The organism is Longimicrobium terrae (assembly GCF_014202995.1).
In the GTDB taxonomy this organism is placed as follows: domain Bacteria; phylum Gemmatimonadota; class Gemmatimonadetes; order Longimicrobiales; family Longimicrobiaceae; genus Longimicrobium; species Longimicrobium terrae.
On the sequence record NZ_JACHIA010000006.1, the window covers coordinates 122,771 to 141,548 of the forward strand.

General features: G+C 68.7%; 18 protein-coding genes. 4 read left to right on the top strand and 14 right to left on the bottom strand.

Features of this window, described 5'->3' with window-relative positions:
- Window positions 1–324: 324 nt before the first annotated feature.
- Complete coding sequence (locus tag HNQ61_RS12250; protein ID WP_170033262.1) at window positions 325–2,064, bottom strand: serine hydrolase; 1,740 nt, start codon at window positions 2,062–2,064, stop codon at window positions 325–327.
- A gap of 232 nt (window positions 2,065–2,296) precedes the next feature.
- On the opposite strand from HNQ61_RS12250, the gene hslO reads away from it, so the two are divergent.
- Window positions 2,297–3,184 carry an Hsp33 family molecular chaperone HslO gene (hslO, locus tag HNQ61_RS12255; RefSeq protein WP_170033264.1) on the top strand — a complete coding sequence of 296 codons (888 nt, stop codon included), beginning with the start codon at window positions 2,297–2,299 and terminating at the stop codon, window positions 3,182–3,184.
- Window positions 3,185–3,419: 235 nt separating this feature from the next.
- Here the strand turns inward: hslO and HNQ61_RS12260 are convergent, their stop codons facing one another.
- On the bottom strand, window positions 3,420–3,791 hold the full coding sequence (locus HNQ61_RS12260; protein ID WP_170033266.1) for a winged helix-turn-helix transcriptional regulator: 372 nt from the start codon (window positions 3,789–3,791) through the stop codon (window positions 3,420–3,422).
- A gap of 110 nt (window positions 3,792–3,901) precedes the next feature.
- Between HNQ61_RS12260 and HNQ61_RS12265 the strand changes: the two genes are divergently transcribed.
- The gene (locus tag HNQ61_RS12265; RefSeq protein ID WP_170033268.1) at window positions 3,902–4,219 is read left to right on the top strand and encodes an antibiotic biosynthesis monooxygenase family protein; all 318 of its coding nucleotides are present in this window, start codon (window positions 3,902–3,904) and stop codon (window positions 4,217–4,219) included.
- Window positions 4,220–4,542: 323 nt separating this feature from the next.
- On the opposite strand, the gene HNQ61_RS12270 is transcribed toward HNQ61_RS12265, so the two are convergent.
- The 4 genes from HNQ61_RS12270 to HNQ61_RS12285 form a co-directional block, all read right to left on the bottom strand.
- A complete protein-coding gene (locus HNQ61_RS12270) occupies window positions 4,543–5,016 on the bottom strand; it encodes a redoxin domain-containing protein (RefSeq protein WP_170033270.1) in 474 nt (157 codons plus the stop codon).
- 30 nt (window positions 5,017–5,046) lie between these two features.
- Window positions 5,047–5,505 (bottom strand): hypothetical protein, encoded by a 459-nt coding sequence (locus HNQ61_RS12275; RefSeq protein ID WP_170033272.1) that lies wholly within the window; start codon window positions 5,503–5,505, stop codon window positions 5,047–5,049.
- Window positions 5,506–5,609: 104 nt separating this feature from the next.
- Window positions 5,610–5,819: a hypothetical protein gene (locus HNQ61_RS12280; protein WP_170033274.1), complete on the bottom strand. Its 210-nt coding sequence runs from the start codon at window positions 5,817–5,819 to the stop codon at window positions 5,610–5,612.
- A gap of 318 nt (window positions 5,820–6,137) precedes the next feature.
- Window positions 6,138–7,259, bottom strand: coding sequence for a type IV pilus twitching motility protein PilT (locus HNQ61_RS12285; RefSeq protein WP_170033276.1), 1,122 nt, complete (start codon window positions 7,257–7,259; stop codon window positions 6,138–6,140).
- Between the two features lie 230 nt (window positions 7,260–7,489).
- Between HNQ61_RS12285 and HNQ61_RS12290 the strand changes: the two genes are divergently transcribed.
- Window positions 7,490–8,503, top strand: coding sequence for a GDP-L-fucose synthase family protein (locus HNQ61_RS12290; protein ID WP_170033279.1), 1,014 nt, complete (start codon window positions 7,490–7,492; stop codon window positions 8,501–8,503).
- Window positions 8,504–8,688: 185 nt separating this feature from the next.
- Here the strand turns inward: HNQ61_RS12290 and HNQ61_RS12295 are convergent, their stop codons facing one another.
- Window positions 8,689–10,377: a M28 family peptidase gene (locus tag HNQ61_RS12295; RefSeq protein ID WP_170033281.1), complete on the bottom strand. Its 1,689-nt coding sequence runs from the start codon at window positions 10,375–10,377 to the stop codon at window positions 8,689–8,691.
- A 720-nt stretch (window positions 10,378–11,097) separates the two neighbouring features.
- On the opposite strand from HNQ61_RS12295, the gene HNQ61_RS12300 reads away from it, so the two are divergent.
- Window positions 11,098–11,505, top strand: coding sequence for a response regulator (locus HNQ61_RS12300; protein WP_170033283.1), 408 nt, complete (start codon window positions 11,098–11,100; stop codon window positions 11,503–11,505).
- 128 nt (window positions 11,506–11,633) lie between these two features.
- On the opposite strand, the gene HNQ61_RS12305 is transcribed toward HNQ61_RS12300, so the two are convergent.
- From HNQ61_RS12305 to HNQ61_RS12335, 7 genes are all read right to left on the bottom strand, one after another.
- Complete coding sequence (locus tag HNQ61_RS12305) at window positions 11,634–11,996, bottom strand: hypothetical protein (RefSeq protein WP_170033285.1); 363 nt, start codon at window positions 11,994–11,996, stop codon at window positions 11,634–11,636.
- Between the two features lie 432 nt (window positions 11,997–12,428).
- Window positions 12,429–12,776 (bottom strand): hypothetical protein, encoded by a 348-nt coding sequence (locus HNQ61_RS12310; protein WP_170033287.1) that lies wholly within the window; start codon window positions 12,774–12,776, stop codon window positions 12,429–12,431.
- 17 nt (window positions 12,777–12,793) lie between these two features.
- Window positions 12,794–14,008, bottom strand: coding sequence for an MFS transporter (locus HNQ61_RS12315; protein ID WP_205761320.1), 1,215 nt, complete (start codon window positions 14,006–14,008; stop codon window positions 12,794–12,796).
- 537 nt (window positions 14,009–14,545) lie between these two features.
- Complete coding sequence (locus HNQ61_RS12320) at window positions 14,546–15,346, bottom strand: phosphatase PAP2 family protein (RefSeq protein WP_170033289.1); 801 nt, start codon at window positions 15,344–15,346, stop codon at window positions 14,546–14,548.
- A gap of 234 nt (window positions 15,347–15,580) precedes the next feature.
- The gene (locus HNQ61_RS12325; protein ID WP_170033291.1) at window positions 15,581–16,081 is read right to left on the bottom strand and encodes an outer membrane beta-barrel protein; all 501 of its coding nucleotides are present in this window, start codon (window positions 16,079–16,081) and stop codon (window positions 15,581–15,583) included.
- A gap of 230 nt (window positions 16,082–16,311) precedes the next feature.
- Window positions 16,312–16,629 carry a hypothetical protein gene (locus HNQ61_RS12330; RefSeq protein ID WP_170033293.1) on the bottom strand — a complete coding sequence of 106 codons (318 nt, stop codon included), beginning with the start codon at window positions 16,627–16,629 and terminating at the stop codon, window positions 16,312–16,314.
- Window positions 16,630–17,272: 643 nt separating this feature from the next.
- Window positions 17,273–18,733: a M20/M25/M40 family metallo-hydrolase gene (locus tag HNQ61_RS12335; protein ID WP_170033295.1), complete on the bottom strand. Its 1,461-nt coding sequence runs from the start codon at window positions 18,731–18,733 to the stop codon at window positions 17,273–17,275.
- Window positions 18,734–18,778 lie beyond the last annotated feature (45 nt).

Here is an 18,778-nt window from a genome sequence, read left to right on the forward strand (position 1 = left end):
CCTTGGCGCCGACGAAGGATCTGCTCTCCCCGCGAGAACAGGCGTGCGTGTCGCGACGTTGGCTCGGCGGGACGGTAGATCCTTCGGTCGCGCATGACCTCGGCGTGACAGAGAGGCCGGCGTACGCTCCCTCAGGATGACATGGCTGGGTGTGGTAACTGGCGTCCCCGCAACAACATTCATCCTCGGAATCACCGGACAAGGGGTGCGGACAACGTTCTCAAGACCATCCGGATGGTGATCCACAGAAGAAACGGGGGAGAGCACCGCGCGGTGCTCTCCCCCTTGTTTCATCCGATCGCGACCGGGACGGACCCGTCTGGACTATGGCAGACGGGGCGCCGGGCCGGCGCGCCCGTTCTGGTTCAGGATCAGCCGCGTCACCGCACCCGCCGCGTCGCGCTCGAAATCGATCGTCGCGTTCAGATCCTGCGCGGTGAACCGGGTCTGCGTCACCGCCCCCAGCGTGATCTCGCGCTGGCCGGTCGCCTGCGCCTTGAGCACGTCCCCGTCGCGGCGGATGGTGAGCACCAGTTCCGGGGTGAGCTGGTACCGGCCGGCGTACGCGTCCAGCACCGCCGCGGGAACCACGACCGAACCGGCCGCCGGGGGCGCCGCCGCATCCTCCACCCGCTCATCCGTCCGCGGCGAAACCCCGTCTTCCGGCCCGATGCGGGGGCGCAGGCGCACGCCCGTCACCCGGCCGCCCTCGCGCACGAAGGTGAAGCGCGCGCCGGTGTTCACGCTCACGAACTGGTCGCGCGCCACGGGGCGCAGTTCCACCTTGGCGCCGCGCCCGCGCTGCACGTACAGCCGGCCGCCGTCGCGCGTAACGATGCGCCGGTCCGCGTCGCCCACGCGGTACACGCCCGTGTACGCATCCAGCGCGGACGGCGCCACGGCGATGGCTGGCGTAATGAATTCGCGCCCCAGCACCCGCTCGGCGATGCGGGTGGAGAACGTTTCGGGGTTGGCGAAATCACGCTCGGCGTTGCTCAGCACATAGACCAGCAGCCGCTCGGAGGGCATCCACATCCCGTGGCTGCTGAATCCGTTGATGTCGCCGCCGTGCTCCACCGTGGGCTGCCCCGCCAGCGTGCTGACGAACCAGCCGTAGCCGTACCCCGACGAACGCCCGCCGGGCAGCGCGTACGCCGTGTGGGCGCGCCGCCACGTTTCCGGCTTCAACAAGCGCCCTTCCGCGACCGCGTGGCCCCAGCGCAGCAGGTCGTCGGTGGTGGAAAGGATGGCGCCCGCGGCGTACGGATGCGTGGAACTCATGTACATGGCGTTCTGCAGCACGCGCCCGTCCGTGGTCGCGTAGCCGCGCACCCGCCCGGGAATCACCGCCGTCTGCGTCTCCACCCGCGTGCCGCGCATCCCCAGCGGCTCAAAGATGCGCGTCCTCAGGAAGTCGGCGTAGCTCTGGCCGCTGATCTTTTCGATGATGGCGCCCAGCAGCACGTATCCCGAGTTGTTGTACCGCCAGTCCTGGCCCGGCGCAAAGTCCACTGGCTGGCCGCGAAAGACGGAGATCAGCTCCGTGGGCGACAGGTCGTTGCGCAGCGTGGGCCGCCACTCGGGGATGTCCGTGTAGCTGCGGATGCCGGACGTGTGCGTCAGCAGGTGCTCCACGGTGATGCGGCGGCCCTGCGTGGGGTAGTCGGGGATGAACTCGGTGACGTCGTCATCCAGCGACAGCTTTCCCTCGTCCACCAGCATGAGCGCGGCGACGGCGGTGAACTGCTTGGTGATGGAGCCGATGCGCAGCACGTGCTCCGGCTGCAGCGGCACGCCGAGTTCCACGTCGGCCATGCCGTACGCCTTGCGCAGCAGCACCCGTCCGCCGCGCTCCACAATCACCGACGCGCCGGGCCCGCCGGCGGGGTACGTGGCCGCCAGCGCCGAATCGATGGCGGCGAGCGACGGGTCCACCACCACCTGCGCGGAGGCGGATGCCGGCGCGGGGGACTGGGCGCGCAGCAGCGCGGGCGCGGCGGGCGGAACGGCCACCAGCGCGGCGAGCGCGAGCCGGCGGACGGAGCGCATGCGTGCAATCATCATCAAAGGAAACGGGTTGGATGGAGGTGCGTTCGGCGGGGCCAGCCGGGTACGGCGCGCGGACGGGGCGGGTTTCATCTCCCCGCGGCCACTTCCCGCCGGACGGCGGCCGCGGCGGACGGGAATCCGCCGCGCGGACCGGGCGAAACCGGGGAACCCGCGGGCCAAATTGTTGTATGCAAGCGCGTTGCGCCGCGGCCCCCATTGGCCGCGGCTCCTGTTTGGGGAGGCATGGATGACGAACGACTATCTGGTGCGCGCCACGGCGCTCGACGACCGCGTGCGCGCCTTTGCGCTGAACGCCACCGGCCTGGTGAGCGAACTGCAGCGCCGGCACGACACCTATCCCGCCGTGACCGCGGCGCTGGGCCGCACGGCCATGGGCGCGCTGCTGCTGGGCGCCGCCTCGCTCAAGGAAGAAGACCAGCTGCTGACCGTGGACGTGCGCGGCAACGGCCCGGTGCGCCGCATTCTGGTGACCGCCAACGGGCGCGGCGAGGTGCGCGGGCTGGTGGGCAACCCGCACGTGCACGCCGACAGCGTCAACGGCAAGCTGAACGTGGCCGGCGTGGTGGGCACAGACGGCTACCTCGCCGTCACCAAGGACCTGGGGATGAAGGACACCTACCAGGGGATGGTGGAGCTGATTTCCGGCGAAATCGGCGAGGACCTGGCGTACTACATGGCCAAGAGCGAGCAGACGCCGTCCGGCGTGGGCATCGGCGTGTTCGTGCGGCCGGACCTGTCGGTGGAGGCCGCCGGCGGCTACCTGATCCAGCTTCTTCCCGGCCTGTCGGACGAGGAGATCGCCGAGATCGAGCAGCGGGCCGCCGCGCTGCCGCATCCCACGGCGCTGCTGCGCGAGGGGATTTCGCCGGAGCAGATGCTGGACCGGCTCTTTCCCGAGGGCTACACCTTTGGCGACAAGTACCCGATCGGGTTCAAGTGCGAGTGCTCGCGCGGCCGGTTCGAGTCCGCCATCGCCAGCCTGGGCCCGGTGGAGATCGAGCACATCATTCAGGAAGAGGAAAAGCCGTATACGGAGGTGGTCTGCCATTTCTGCAACGAGGCCTACCACTTCTCGCCGGACGAGATGCGCGGGATCCTGGAATCCACCCGCTGAACGGCGCTTCGGGGGGATGAACGAGGGCGGCACTGATCCCGGTGCCGCCCTCGTTGTGCGTCGGGGATCGGCGGGTGTTTCTTTTGATGACCGACGTCCATCCCTGCTCGATTGCGGAGAACGGCAACTCAGCGTGAATGGCCGGGTTGAGGCGCGTTCGGAGAGGGCCCCCTCCCCCCAGCCCCCTCCACCCGCTCCGCGGGAGAGGGGGAGCCGTTCGGCTTGGGCTCAGGGTTCAGCGCGCGTCGAGCGGTCCGGAGTCGAGGGTAGCGCCGACCTGGGCGTGGTGCGTCTTGGCCCAGTCCGCCATGGCGTTCAGCACGGGGCGCAGCGTGCCGCCAAAGGTGCTCAGCGCGTATTCCACGTGCCGCACCTCGCCCTCTCGTTCTGTGCGCGTGATGAAGCCGTCGCGCTCCAGGCCGCGAAGCTGCTGCGCGAGCACCTTGTGCGTTATGCCGGGCATGGCCGCCTGCAGCGCGTTGAAGCGGCGGGGCTCGCCGCGCAGTTCCCACAGCAGCAGCGGCTTCCACTTGCCCCCGATCATGGCGATGGTGAGCTCCACCGGGCAGGTGAAGTGAACGGGATCGGCGGTTTGATGGATGTTCATCGGCGGATGGAGGGTGCGGTTACCTCGCGGTGCGTTCTGTCGCGGCGAATCGTGCGTGGCGAGATTGCCCGTTCCGCAGGGCAGCTCGCCTTCAACTGAAGAGGATCCGCATGATCGTGGAATACATCCGCTACACCATTCCCGCGGAGAGGCGGGACGCGTTCGAGGCCGGCTATGGACAGGCGCAGCAGGCGCTTGCGGCGTCTTCCCACTGCCTGGGCCACGAACTCGCGCGCTGCGTGGAGGAGCCCGCGTCGTACATCCTGCGGATCGAATGGGATTCGGCGGAGGGACACATGCAGGGGTTCCGGAAGAGCCCGGAGTTCGGGACGTTCTTTGCCGCCGTACGTCCGTTCTTCAACGACATCGCCGAGATGCGGCACTACGAGGTGACGGCCGTGCGCGGCGGTTCGCACGCATCGCGCTGATCCCGCGCATCCCGGCGAACGGGTACGAGGGGCGGCGGCTTACGTCCGGCGGTTGAAACCGCGCCTCGAACGATAGATGTCCGCCTGCGCGGACTGAGGCCGCCGCCCCTGACGTGTATCCCCAAATGCAGTTGAAGCCCCGATCGTGGACGCGACAGCGGCCATGAGTCGGGGCTTCCCGCTGGTTGAGCGGCGGATTCATTCGCTCACAGACTTCGCGCGGAGCCAGATCCCGCCACTCACGCCAATCCATCCGCCACCCAACCTCCCCCAGTCTTTTTTGGGGGAGGTGGGCGAGTAGTACGAGCCCGGTGGGGGCCGACTCAGTTCTGCGCGAGCGCCTGCTTGATCTCGTCGAACGGGGGGAGCAGGCTGGGGTTGGTGCTGTGCCAAGCGTAACGGATCGTTCCGTCCTGGTTGATGACGAACGCCGCGCGGTCCGACGCGTTCAGCAGCCCCGGCCCCAGCGGCGCCTCGCGCAGCACCCCGAACGCCCGGGCCGCCTCTCGGTTGAAGTCCGAGGCGAACTGGTAGTCGGCGCCCAGATCCTTCTTGAAGCGGTCCAGCACGAACGGGCTGTCGACGCTGGTGGCGATCACGCGCGCGTTGAGCCCGCTGTACGAGCCGATGTCGTCACGCATGGCGCACATCTCTTCCGTGCACGTGCTGGTGAACGCCAGCGGAAAGAACAGCAGCACCACGGTGCCCTTGGCCCACTCGGCGGAAAGCGAAAGCGGCGACAGCTCGCTGGACACCAGCGTCACGTCCGGGGCCCGGTCTCCCTGCTGTAGCGACATCGAACAACTCCTTGCGGTTGATTTCAGGATCTACTCGGCCGCCATCAGGCGCAGCGTGCCCAGCGCCTTGCGCACGATCTCGCGCTCGGCTTCCTGCTCGCCGGCGGGGCAGATGTACGTGGCGAACACCAGAACGCCCGGCGCCGTGGCGACGCCCTGCATCCAGAAGGTGGTCTCCGGCTCTTCGTCGTCCTCTTCATCCGACGACTCGTACTCGCAGATGGAGAGTTCGCCCTCTTCGATGTCCAGGTCCTCGACATCGTCCTCCTCGATCTCCACGCCGTCCTCTTCCAGAAAAGCGTAGAGTTCCTCGGCCGGATCGGCGGAGTCCTCGTCGCCCTCGAAGGAGATCAGGTGCAGAGTGCCGATGCCGTCTTCGAGCCAGACCTCGAGCCCGCCCTGGTCCTCGTCCGGCTCGGCGGACCAGCCGGCGGGGAGTACGATGCTGAAGCGGCCGTCTGGGTCGCTGGTGCGCTTGGGTTCCGTCATGCACATCCTCCTTGGGTGGCCGCCCAAGATGCCACGCAGCCGAACGCCCGGCAAGCCGTCCGCCGTGGACGGCCCGCCGGGCGTCGCTCGATCGATGAAAAAGCTCAGGCGGCGCGGCGCTCGCGGTGCGCGGCGATCATGCCGGCGCGGCGCGCGGGGCGGATGATGCCGCTGCGCAGGTCGTGCTCGGCCTGCACGCGGGCCATTTCCTCCAGCGGCACCGAGGTGCGCATGAAGGTGGTGAGCCGGGCCATGAACTCCTGCTCGATCCGCTCGGCGACGGAGAGGGCGTGTTCAGCGCGGGACTCGTTCATATCGGCAGCGTGGGCGCGTCTGTGGGTCGTCCGGGATCGGGAGCACGATGAGGCTCGCGAGTTGGTGCTACATGATCGCGAGTCAGATGCGGGGCGGCATGGGTAGATGGACCCAGAAAAGGAAGTGCCCAGGATCAGGTGCCAGGTACGAAGTCCCGGGCTCTGCTGCCACAAACCCGAATACGACAGAGGCGGCCCAACCCGCGGCCGCCTCATCGCCCCCCTCATCTGTTCCCCCGCGTACCTCCGCGAACCCCCGCGACCTCCGCGTGAAGGCAGTTTACACACTCTCCGCCGAGCAAAGGCCGGGATTCGCGATCAGAACGTGCCGCCGGCCATGAAGCCGTCCATCGCCCCTGATCCGCCGGATGGAGCCGCGGACTCACCGAGGCGCGCCTTGAGGTCGAAGTCGCCCGGGTTGGTGGCCGCCGCGCGCGCCACGCCGAAGTCCACCGCGCCAGACGCCACCAGGTCCGCCAGGTGCTGGTCAAACGTCTGCATCCCGTACGTATCCCGCCCCGCGGCGATGTGGTCGCGGATCTCCGACGTCTTGTCGGGATCGATGACGCAGTCGCGGATGGTGCTGGTCATTACCATCACCTCCGCCGCCAGCGCGCGTCCCTTGCGGTCCTTGCGGGCCAGCAGCCGCTGCGAGACCACCGCATGCAGCGCATCCGCCAGACGATAGCGCACCGTCTCCTGCTCTTCCGGCGGAAAGGCGGAGATCAGACGCGCAACCGTGTTGGTGGCGTCTTTCGTATGCACCGTGCTGATGACCAGGTGCCCGGTTTCCGCCGCCTTGAGCGCGATGTCGATCGTTTCCGAATCGCGCATCTCGCCGATCTGGATGACGTCCGGGTCCTGCCGCAGCGCCGCCCGCAGCCCGCGGTGAAAGCTGTCGGTGTCGGAGCCTATCTCGCGCTGGCTGATGGCGCACAGGTTGTCGCTGTGCAGAAACTCGATGGGGTCCTCCAGCGTGACGATGTGGCGGTGCTCGTGCTGGTTCTGGTGCTGGATCATCCCCGCCATGGTGCTGCTCTTTCCACTTCCCGTCACCCCCGTCACCAGCACCAGCCCCCGCTCGGCAAGCGCGATCTTCTTCGCCACGGGCGGCAGGCCGAGTTCGTCCAGGGTGGGGATCTTGTACGGAATCACGCGCAGGACGATGACGAAGCTGCCGCGCTGCCGCATGACGTTCACGCGAAAGCGCCCCACTCCGTTGATGCCCCACGAGCAGTCGTGGTCCTGAATGACGTCCACGCGCTCGCGCAGGCTGGGCGCGATGATGGTGAGCACGAAGGCGCGCGCCTGCTCCGGTGACAGCTTCTGCTTGGTGAGCGGAAGCAGCTTGCCGCCGATACGGGCGCGGATCACGTCGCCGCCGCGGATGTGGATGTCGCTGGCGCCGCGGTCCACGGCGCCCCGGATGATCTGTTCCATAGGTCCTGCAGGGTGTCTGCGAGCCGCGGCGGGGATGGATTGCCGGCGGGAACGGAACGGGCCGCGGCGGCCCGCTCCGGGTGCGGCGGACAGGTGCGTCCGCGGAGCGCTGCAATATAGCGCCCGCGCTGAATTTGTCTGCCCCGCGCCGGCCCGCGTTGCAGCGGCGGCACGGTTCGGGTATACTCGCGGAGCCCGCGACCAGACGTTTTCATCCGCCCCCGGACCGCATGACCCCCGAATCATCCCAGGCAGCCGTTTCCGCGGCCCACCCGGCCGGCGCGCCGTACGAGCGCCAGGCCACGCCGGAGTTCTGGCGCGGGCGGCGGGTGGTGGTCACCGGCGGCGGCGGCTTTCTGGGCTCGCACGTGGTGGACCGGCTGCGCGCGCTGCACGCGGACGTGTTCGTCCCCCGCCGCGCCGAGTTCGACCTGACCACCGACGAAGCGGTGCGGCGGCTGTACGAGACCGCGCGCCCGGAGATGGTCATCCATCTGGCCGCGGAAGTGGGCGGCATCGGCGCCAACCGCGAAAACCCGGGCCGCTTCTTCTACGCCAACGCGATCATGGGCATTCTCATGATCGAAGAAGCGCGGCGCACGGGCGTGCAGAAGTTCGTGCAGATGGGAACGATCTGCGCCTATCCCAAGATCACGCCCGTGCCGTTTCGCGAAGAGAACCTGTGGGAGGGGTATCCGGAGGAAACCAACGCGCCGTACGGGGTGGCCAAGAAGGCGCTCCTCGTTCAGCTGCAGGCGTACCGGCAGCAGTACGGGATGAACGGCATCTACCTGCTGCCGGTGAACCTGTACGGCCCGCGCGACAACTTTGACGAGCGCAGCAGCCACGTGATTCCCGCGCTCATCCGGCGCATGCTGGAGGCGCGGGACGGCGGCGCGCCGGAGGTGCGGATGTGGGGCACGGGCAACGCGTCGCGCGAGTTTCTGTACGTGGACGAATGCGCGCGCGCCGTCGTGTTGGCGTCGGAGCACTATGACGGTGCCGAGCCGGTGAACCTGGGTGTGGGCGAAGAGATCACCATCCGCGACCTGGCCGCGCAGATCGCCGAGTCTGTGGGCTACCAGGGGCGCTTGGCGTACGATCCCACGCAGCCGGACGGGCAGCCGCGCCGCTCGCTGGACACCAGCCGCGCGCGCGAGCTCTTCGGCTTTGAGGCGCACATGCCGTTTCGCGAGGGGCTGCGGCGTACGGTGGAGTGGTACGCGGGGCAGCGCGCGGTCTGAAAGCTCGCCAGGGACGTCTCACACAGAGCCGCAGAGACGCAGAGAAGAGAGAAAAAGGAGAGGAGCCTGATGGATGGGCTCCTCTCCTTGTCTGTTCCTCTGTGTCTCTGCGGCTCTGTGTGAGGCCCTTCTTCTTCTGTTCCCCGCGACCTCCGCGCCCCCCGCGGCCTCCGCGTGAGATGCAGTTACCGAGACCCGCCGCCCAGCGACTGCTCGCGCTTGGCGCGGAACTCCGAGCCGGTGCTCCACGTGGGCCACTCCGCGCCGTTCGCCACCGCCAGCCCCACGCGGTAGGTGAGGCGCGTGTCGTCCACGATGCCGGCCATGTCCCAGTCGGCCTTCACCTCGTCCGTCGGCTTGTGGTAGTCGTCGCGGATGTAGGCGCCGCGCACCCGCTCGGCGTAGTCCGCTGGCTGGTTCAGGTAGTCCGTCCCCGGAAACAGGAAGGAGAGCGACGGAACGCCGCCCCGCGCCAGTTCCAGGTGGTCCGCGCGATAGAAGTATCCCTTCTCCGGCTCCGGATCAGGCACCACGCGGCGGCTGTCGCGCGCGGCTTCCGTGGCCAGCAGCGTTTCCAGCGAGCTCTGCCCGTAGCCCAGGCTCACCAGCGACCGGGTGCGCCCCCACGGGTTCATGGCGTCCATGTTGATGTCCGCCAGCGTCTTCGCCAGCGGGACCACGGGATGCTGCGCGTAGTAGCGGGCGCCCAGCAGTCCCTGCTCTTCCGCCGTGAACGCCACGAAGACGAGCGTCCGGCGCGGCGCCGTGGGAAGCGAGCGATACGCCTGCCCGGTGGAAATCAGCCACGCCACGCCGGACGCATCATCCAGCGCGCCGTTGTAGATGCTGTCGCCGTTGATCACGCGGCCGAGCCCGAAGCTGTCCCAGTGCGCGGAAAACAGCACCGCTTCATCCGCCACGGACGGATCGCTCCCCGGCAGCCGGCCCACCACGTTGCGCGAGTTGATCCGACGGACGGCGTTGCGGGCACGGAACGTCGCCGTCCCGCCCAGCGGCACCGGGCGGAAGCCGCGCGTCCGCGCCGTCCGCTCCAGCGCGGCGAAGTCGTGGCCGCCCGCGGCAAAGATGCGGCGCGCGGTCTCCAGTTGAATCCATCCCTCCACCGGCACGTGCGCGGGCGCGCCGGCCACGTCAAAGCGCTCGCGCACGTTGCTCTGGATGGTGGACCACGGGTAGCCCGCCGGCCCGGTCTGGTGAACCAGCAGCACCGCCGCCGCGCCGCGCTCCGCCGCCGTCTCGTACTTGTACGTCCACCGTCCGTAATACGTCATCGCCGGGCCGCGAAAGACGCTGGGATCCAGGCGCGTGGTGTCTGCCGGGTCGGGGACGGGCGGGTCGCCGATGAGCATCACCACCGTCTTGCCGCGCACGTCTACGCCCTTGAAGTCGTCCCATCCCAGCTCGGGCGCCACCACGCCGTATCCCACGAACACCATCTCCGCGGCATTGACGGAAACCAGCGAATCGGGGCGCTGCGACCACGCGACGATGTCTTCCAGCTGCCGCAACTCCATCGTGGTGCCGTTGACGGCGGCGCGGGCCTCCAGCCGCGACGTGGTGCCGATGAGCGGCACCTGCTGCACGTACGAGCCGTCCGGCATCCCCGGCGCCAGGCCGATTTCGCGGAAGCGGCGGCTGAGGTACGCGATCGTGCTGTCCTCGCCCGCCGTGCCCACCGCGCGTCCCTGGAAGCGGTCCGAGGACAGCTCGCGGATGTCGCGCAGCAGCATGTCGCCGCTGATGGCCGCCTCGCCCGTGCCCGCGCCCGCCGCGCCGGCCTGCATTCCCGCGGGCGCGCAGCCGGCCGCCAGCGCCAGTGCCAGCGGGGCTCCCCATCGTACGCTCTTGCGCATCCGTGCTCCGATGTCGTGAAATCCGTTGATCCACCGCCTCCGCCGCCGACGGCCGTCCGTGACGGGCGGAGAAGCTTCGAATCTCGGTTGATGCAGAACCCGCCGCCAGCCCGGACGCGCGCGGCGAACGCTTTCCGCCGGGCCGAATCGTGGCGGCGCCGAAGAATCTGCTCTCCCCGCGAGAACGGACGTGCGTGTCGCGACGTTGGCTCGGCGGATAGTAGATCCTTCGGTCGCGCAGGATCCGGCGTGACGGAGAGGGCCGCACACGCTCCCTCAGGATGACATGGTCTGGATTGCAAGTAGCCGCGGGACAACAACATGTCATCCTGAGGAGGCGCCGGACGCACTTTCCGCCGCGCCGGCCGTTGGCGCCGACGAAGGATCTACTTTCCGCGCGAGCACTACCGTGGGACACCCGACGTTTTCCGGCGCACGGCCGGTCCTTCGATCGCGCATGACCCGGGCGCACGGGATGAGGGGGCGCACGCTCCCCAAGCTGATGCCTCGCGGCGAGCGCGCGCGGACACATCAAAGGAACTTTTTGCGGCGCAAGGAGTTACACGCTGGCCATCATGCAGGAGGACCTTCACCTCCGTCTGCTCCCGGCCGGGCTCCACACGCCCGCGGACGCCCCGGACGGTTGTGCGAACCCGCGGTTTCCGGCAGATTCACGTCCCGTTGCACCGCCCCCGGGCGGCCCACCCGCAGGAGCCGGTCATGTCCGCAGCGCAGACGCGCGCTACCGTCGTCATCATCGAAGACAACCTGGACAACAGGATGATCTATCGTACCATCCTGGAGCACTACGGGTACGAGGTCCTGGAAGCCGGCGATGGACAGTCCGGCGTGCAGCTGGTGCGCGACACGCTTCCCGACGTGGTGCTGATGGACATCTCCATCCCCATCATCGACGGGCACCAGGCCACGCGCATGCTCAAGGCGGACCCTGTGACCGCGTCCATCCCCGTGATGGCGCTGACCGCGCACGCCATGGCCGAAGACCGCCAGCGCGCGGCCGAGGCCGGGTGCGACGCGTACCTGGCCAAGCCCGCCGAGCCCAAGCAGGTGCTGGCCGAGGTGCAGCGCCTGATCGCCGAACGCGAGGCCCGCACCGCCGCCATCTGACTCCGCCGCATCCGCCGCACGACGAAGCCCGCCAGACGTTCTGGCGGGCTTTTCTGTATCAATTTCAGGAGTGACGCAGCAATCCGCCCGCTCGGCGACCCGGAGGCGAGAGAGCCGCGCGAACCCTTTCACGGCAGCCGTGGGACATGCGGACGAGCCGCGGCGCGGGAGCCGATCCACGCGGCGCACCCCCATAACGCGAATCCGCCTCCCGCCGCGGCACCACCCAGCCCGCCGAACGCGCCCATCATGCCGCCCAGCAGCGTGGCGACCGGCAGCAGCAGCCACCAGCGGTTCAACTCGGTCCCGCGCAGGCGTCGATGGTAAACGATGGGCGTCAGCACCGCGCCCAGCGGCAACCCGCCGGACAGCGCGAGCAGCGATGCAATGCCGGGGTGCGAGTAGCCGGGATACTCGCTGCCCGTCGTGCCGCTGTGGCCAATCCAGAAGGCGAACGTGACGATCAGATAGCCCAGGAGTACCCCCGCCATCGCCCCGATCAATGTCATCGCGATCACCATCGCGGTCGGGGCGATGCTCCGGGCGCCTCCCTTCTCACGCACGAGCGACGGCAGAAGGTCAGCGGAGCCGCTGTCTTGAAGATTCACCGCACAACCCCCGTTCTGGTCATCGTGGGCGGCTCGATTCGGGCTACCCGAATGCCCTGGCGATCACCATCCCCACACCGATGATGATGCCCACGAGTATGATCACGACCTCGAGAAACGTATCCCAACCGATCACGCGCTCCAGCCATTTATTCATTGCGATGCCTGGGTTCCGGCTCTGTGATTTTGCCGACCTCAGGACGAACTGGGCCTGGAACCATGCCGAAAGCTCCTCAAGCAGATCGCTCGTCTCAATGCTCCGAACCAGGCGAGTCGTGCACGTTGATCGATGACAAGGAGAGAAGGCAGACACTCTCACCCGTCCTCGTACACCCGCGGCTCGCAATACGAGAATGCGCCGGTGAACTCGCCGCTCTTCAGCAGGTCTGCAATCGTCCGCTCGATGACGTCATCCGTGAGCCGCTCCACCACGATCATGTCCGAACCCCATACGTAAAGCCCGCTCGCGCACTCACCCGATTCGCGGTATCGGGCCATCAGCGTAGCCAGGTTCTTCAGCGTAAAGAACGTGGCGATGTAGGATTCCCCGGATTCGAACTCCACCCAGACGTCCACGTTTTCGTCGTCCGGATCGATGTGGGCGCGATCACCGATCCATCCGGTCGTGTACGGACCCGAATGCTCTCCGATTGCCTGGGTCATCCGTCTTCAGAGCAGCGTCAGCGGGGTGCGGCGGAGGGCAGCATGCGCATGGCGATGATGCCCAGCGCGGGTCCGGCGGCCAGCAGGCCGAACGCGAGCGGCCATCCCCCCGCCGCGCGCAGGTGCGGCACGGCGGCGATGGAAACGGAGGTCAGAAGAAAACCCAGCGCGGTCTGCAGCGTCAGCGCGGTGCCCACGGCGTGCTCCGGCGCCACCTCCGTCACGATGGCGCTGAACTGCGCACTATCCGCCACGACCGCGAAGCCCCACAACAGCGCCACGGCCACCACCAGCCACACCGGCGCGCGCATCATCCACCCGATCGCGAGGGCGCAGGCGCCGCTGGCCGCCATCGCCCAGATGGTCACGCGGGCGCGCCCCAGCCGGTCCGCCCAGGCACCCGCGAGCACCGAGCCCATCCCGCCCGCCGCGATCACCGCGAATCCCATCAACCCCGCCCGCGCCTCCGCCCCGCCGTGCCCGTGCGCCGCGAACACATCCACAAAGAACAGGCTGATGAACGTCCACATGGCGTACAGCTCCCACATGTGGCCCAGATAGCCCGCAATGGCCAGCCGCGCCGGCCGGTTGCGCGCCACGTCGCGCAGCAGCCCCCACGAAAACCGCCGCCGCGCGAACGGATACGGCCCGTCGCGGTACGTCGCCGCCACCAGCAGCGCCGAGACGACGGCCCCCGCGGACGCGGCCAGCACCACCTGCCGCCAGTCCAGCGACGGAAAGGCGCGCAGCAGGTACGGCGTCGCCTTGCCCACCGTCAGTGCGCCCACCACGGTGCCGATGGCCAGCCCGCGGGCCGAGCGGAACCAGGTGGACACCATCTTCATCGCCGGGGGATACACGCCGGCCAGCAGCATTCCCGTGGCGAAGCGGAGCGCCACCGCCTGCCCGTATCCGTCGGCAAGGGTGAGCGCCGCGTTGGCCGCCGCCGCCAGCAGCGCGGAAACGGCGAAGTAGACGCGGCTGGGGATGAGGTCCGCCAGGTTCAGCAGCGCGGCGATGGCCGTGCCCGCCACGAAGCCCAGCTGCACCGCGCCGGTGAGCCACCCCGCCTGCGAATCGCTCAGCTGCCAGAGCGCCTGCAGCCGCGGCGACACGGCGCTCGCGCTGAACCACAGCGACATCCCCAGCAGTTCCGCCATCGCGAGCAGAACCAGCGCGCGCCAGCGGCGCGGATCGGCGTCAGGCGCCAGCGTGGAGGAGGGAGGGGACAAACGTCAGCGGATGCAGATGGAGATGGGGATGGAGACGATTGGGCGAGACTTTGGACGGGCGGCGTGCATCCGCGGGGGCCCCTCCCCCTGCCCCTCCCCGTGCAAACTGCCGCACGGAGAGGGGAGAACGATAGATTCGTGTGCTCCGGGGATTTCTGTGCGGCCGGAGAGGGCCCCCTCCCCCCAACCCCCTCCACCCGCTCCGCGGGAGAGGGGGAGCCGTTCGGCGCGGAGACGGGCTTCGGCTCGTGCACGCCGTTCCATAACGCAGTTGAAGCCCCGATCGTGGACGCGACAGCGGCCGCGAGTCGGGGGTTCCCGCTGTTGGAGCGGCGGATTCATTCGCTCAACGCAACCCCGCTCACGCAACCAACTCAACGGCACTCGCTCAACAGCGCTCCCTCAACGCAACCCGCTCACACGATGGTCTTTCGGTCCACGCACCGACCCATCCGCCCGCCCCCAACCCTCCCCCAGTCTTTTTTGGGGGAGGGTGGGCGAGTAGTACGAGCCCGGGTGGGGGCCGCCCTGGGAGCCTCAGCTGGCGACCTGCTGGTTGCGCAGCTCCGCGGTGGGCGTGGCGGACGGGCGCGGCTTGGCGGCGCGTCCGTACGCCACGAAACTCACCCCCACCACCCACGCCAGCGACGCCGACCACCCCGCCAGCACGTCCGATGGATAGTGCACCCCAAGGTACACGCGCGACAGCCCCACCAGAAAGGTGAACGCCCCGCCGACGACGATGGCCGGCCACCGCCACCGCGTGGGCCACAGCAGCGCCACCACGGCGGCGGCCAGCGCCATCGACCCCATCGCGTGCCCGCTGGGAAAGCTGAACGACGTTTCCGGCGCGATGGACGTCCACAGCGCGGGCCGTGTGCGGCGGAAAAAGAGCTTGGCGCCGCGGTTCATCAACCCCGCGCCGCCAACGGCCAGGGCAAAGAAGAGCGCATCGCCGCGCCGCCTGTACGCCATGAGAATGATGAACAGCACCGGAACCGCCGGCACCACGCCCCACGCATACCCGATGGCGCTCATGAAGAGCATGAAGCGGTCGAGCGCGGGCGTGGACTGATCGTGCACAAAGTGCAGAATCGGCGCGTCCCAGAACAATCCCTCGTGCTCCATGACATCGTTGGCCAGCATGCCGAAGCCCAGCAGCGGAAGCAGCACCCCCGCGAACAGGGCCAGCAGAATGCGCCACCGTCGCGCCGCGAACCGCACCAGCGCCGGAAAGATGCCGCGGTGCCCGCGCACGGCGTCGCGCACTCCGCTCACGAAGTCCTCCCGCCGCGACGGCGCTCTTCCCGCGAGCGCACGCACCGGTTCGCGCCGCACCGTCCGGGGCGCGCGTTCGTATCCAGATTCTGCATGCAGCCTGTCCGCCATCCCGCGCGCGGAGCACGGGCCAACCGTTCCGTGAAGATGCGGGATGTTCATCCGCGTGGTTTGTACGCGCCGTGGCAAAGCTGGGACCACGCGCGTAACGATCCGGTAACTTCCACCGGGGAGAAAACGAACCGGGCCCCGCCGTCGAGGGCGGGACCCGGTGTCATTTCAGCATGCGGGTGTCTAGAAGTGGACGCGCGCGCCGATGCCCAGGGTGAGGTAGTTGAACTCGTCGATGGTGCGGTACCGCACCTCGGGCGTGACCGACAGGTTCCAGCTCACGGGGTAGTCGGCGCCCAGGCCGGCCTCCAGCCCGGTCTGCTCATCCTGAAAGAGCGCGCCGAGCAGCACGTAGGGCGCCGCGACCGCGCCGCCGGTGCCCAGCCCCACGCGCCCGCCGACCTCAAAACCCTCCAGCTCGGCCTCGGCGTCCGTCAGCCCCTCGTCGTCCGCGTCAAAGGTGAAGCGCGAGTAGCCGCCGTACACCGCGAAGTTGGGCGCCAGGTCCAGCGAGGCCCGCAGCCCGAAGCCCACGCCGGTGTTGTAGAACTCGCCCGCGTCGCCGGTGGGGACACCCGCGTCCAGGCGCGCCTCGAACGAAAGCGGAATCACGCTCTGTGCGGAAGCCTGCTGCGCTCCGGCCAGGGCGGCCGCCGCGGCGATGATCGCAAAAGTTTTTTTCATGTTGTCCATCTGACTGGAAGTGGAGTACGCGCCGCGCTGCCGCGGCCGGGACCCGCGCATGAAACCACCCGACCGCCCGGATGGTTCCCCCCCGCCCCCGGCGCTGCACCTGCCAGCCGGCCATGGCTCCGGACCGCTTCCGCCACGAGCACCCCGCGACAGACGAGCCCCGGCCAGCATCGGCCGGGGCTCGCGTACTTCATCAGGCTACGGGATCTCGTGGCCGCCGATCAGGGCACGATGTAGCAGACGCGCCCGGGGTCGCAGGTGCCGTAGTTGTTGCAGGTGGCGTCGTTCACCGTTCCGCCGCAGTAGAAGTCGCAGGTGCCGCCGCAGCTGTAATCGCACGATCCACCGCACGTGGCGTTGCACGTGGCGCCGCAGGTGCCGTTACACGATGCATCGCAGGTGGGGCAGCCGGGGCAGCTGCAGTTGGTGTAGCAGGTGCACTGCTCGCCGAACACCGTTCCCGACGCGCGCTTCTCGATCTCTGTGGTGAACGTGTCGACGTTCAGTTGATCGAGGTTCAGCTTCAGCTTGGTACGCATGGTGTCCTCCACGAACGGGGGGTGAGGGAGCCGGCGACGCCTTGTGCACGCCGACACAAACGGCCGCATCCCCAATGGGATGCGGCCGCAATGCTAGATAAATGGGGACGGTTGGCGCACGGGACAGAAGTCCCGCACGGATTCACTACAGCGTGGCGCAAATTGAGACTGTGCGCGTGCGTGCAGAAGCCGTCCCATGACCAGGCTCTGGGAGTGGAGGTGAGGACATAACGCGTTTTCCGGTGCGTCCTTCCGCAATCCACCGAAGGCGCAACGCCGGACTCCTTGTACGATGCGCAAGAAATACGCCCTTAAATGGTTGTTATCGCACCTATTCTGCCTTTGGGCGAAGTACGGCGAGGGCTGCAAATCCGTTGGCGGCCGACTCGTAGCGGATGATTGAGGGCCTGCCGCGTGGATGATCTCACGCGTTGTCGAACGCCTTGGATGGGTGGCGGTCGTTCATCATCGGAACACTCGAGGCGGGATCGCCGTTCATCATCCGCCAGAGACGTGCGGCGGCGGGCGGCCGGAGCAAGGAATCCCCGTCCGCCATCGACAGAAGCATTTGTCTGAAACGACGAACGCCCGGTGCGGGATGCACCGGGCGTTCGAGGGTGGAGCGATCACGCGGGATGGCGGCTCAGGTCGCGACCTGGCGCAGCACGCGGTACAGGTACTCCGTCGCCCAGCCCAGCGCGGGAACGGGAACGCGCTCGTTGTCGCCGTGCATCCGCAGTTCATCCTCCAGCGGCAGCGGCATGGGGAGAATGCCGTACGTGGGGATGTTGGCCGCGCGCAGCACCGCCCCGTCCGTGGCACCCGTGGACATGAACGGGATCACCGTCGCGTTCGGCGCCATCGTGCGCGCGGCAGACTCCATCGCCTGGTACAGCTCCGTGGTGACGGGCGACGGTGGCGGCGCGGGCGTAGGATCGCCCTCGAGCGCGAAGGTCACGTTGGGCTCGCCGCCGGCCTGGTTCATCATCCGCACGATCTCGGTGATGTCCTCGCCCGGCACGATGCGCACGTTGAACGTCGCCTTGCCCTCCGACGGAATCACGTTCGCCCGGAACCCGCCGTCCAGGATGGTGAGCGACGTGCCGGTGCGCAGAATGGCGTTGTGCAGCGGATCACGCGAAAGCACCGCGGCCGCCGCGTCGATCTGCGTCTGTGACGCGCCCGGCGCCGTCAGCTGCTCCATTGCGGGGCGCATCTCCGGGTTCGCCTCGATGGTGGCGAGGCGCTGAAAGTACAGGCGTGTCGTCTCGATCAGCCGCACCGGCGCGCGCCACTCGTGCACGCGGTTCACCGCGCGGGCCAGCGCGGCCAGCGGATTGTCCGGCAGCGGCACGGAGCCGTGGCCGCTGGTTCCCGTGGCGGTGGCGACGACGTTGTAGTACACCTTTTCCGTCGTCTGGATGTTGACGGTGCGGATGGCGCCGTTCTCCACCCGCACGCGCCCGCCCTCGTTGAGCGCGAACTCCGCGTCGCCCACCAGGTCGCGGTGGTGCTCCATCACCCAGTCCACCCCCACCGGCGGCCCGCCCTCTTCACCCGCGGTGGCGAAAAAGATGATGTCGCGGTCCAGGCGGTCGCGCTGCTGCGCAAGCTGCACCAGCGCCGTCAGCGTGGCGGCCAGCATCCCCTTGTCGTCGATGACGCCGCGGCCGTACAGGTAGCCGTCGCGAAAGGTGGGGACGAACGGATCCGTGTCCCACTTGGTCGTGTCGGCCCCCACGACGTCCATGTGGCCCATCACCAGCACCGGCTTGCCGCGCGGATGCGTCGCCCGCAGCCGCGCGACGAAGTTGGCGCGCATGCTGTCTTCCGGAATGCGCAGCACGCGCCGCTCCACCCCCGGCACCGTGGCCAGGACGGAGTCGAAGTACATGGCCACGGCCAGTTCGCGCGCCGGCGGGTTCTGGGTGTCCAGGCGCACCAAGTTCTGCAGGTGCCGCAGCGTGGTGGCCTGCGCGTCGGCGCGGTTGAGCCCCGGGGGCGCGGCGGTGCGCACCGCGTACGTGGGGTCCTGCGCGCGCGCCGGAGCCGCGCCCAGCACCGCACACCCGGCGGCGACGGTCAGAGAGGTACGAAGTCGCATGGATGACGGGAGTTGTGAGGCGAACGACGGTCGATGGACAGAAAC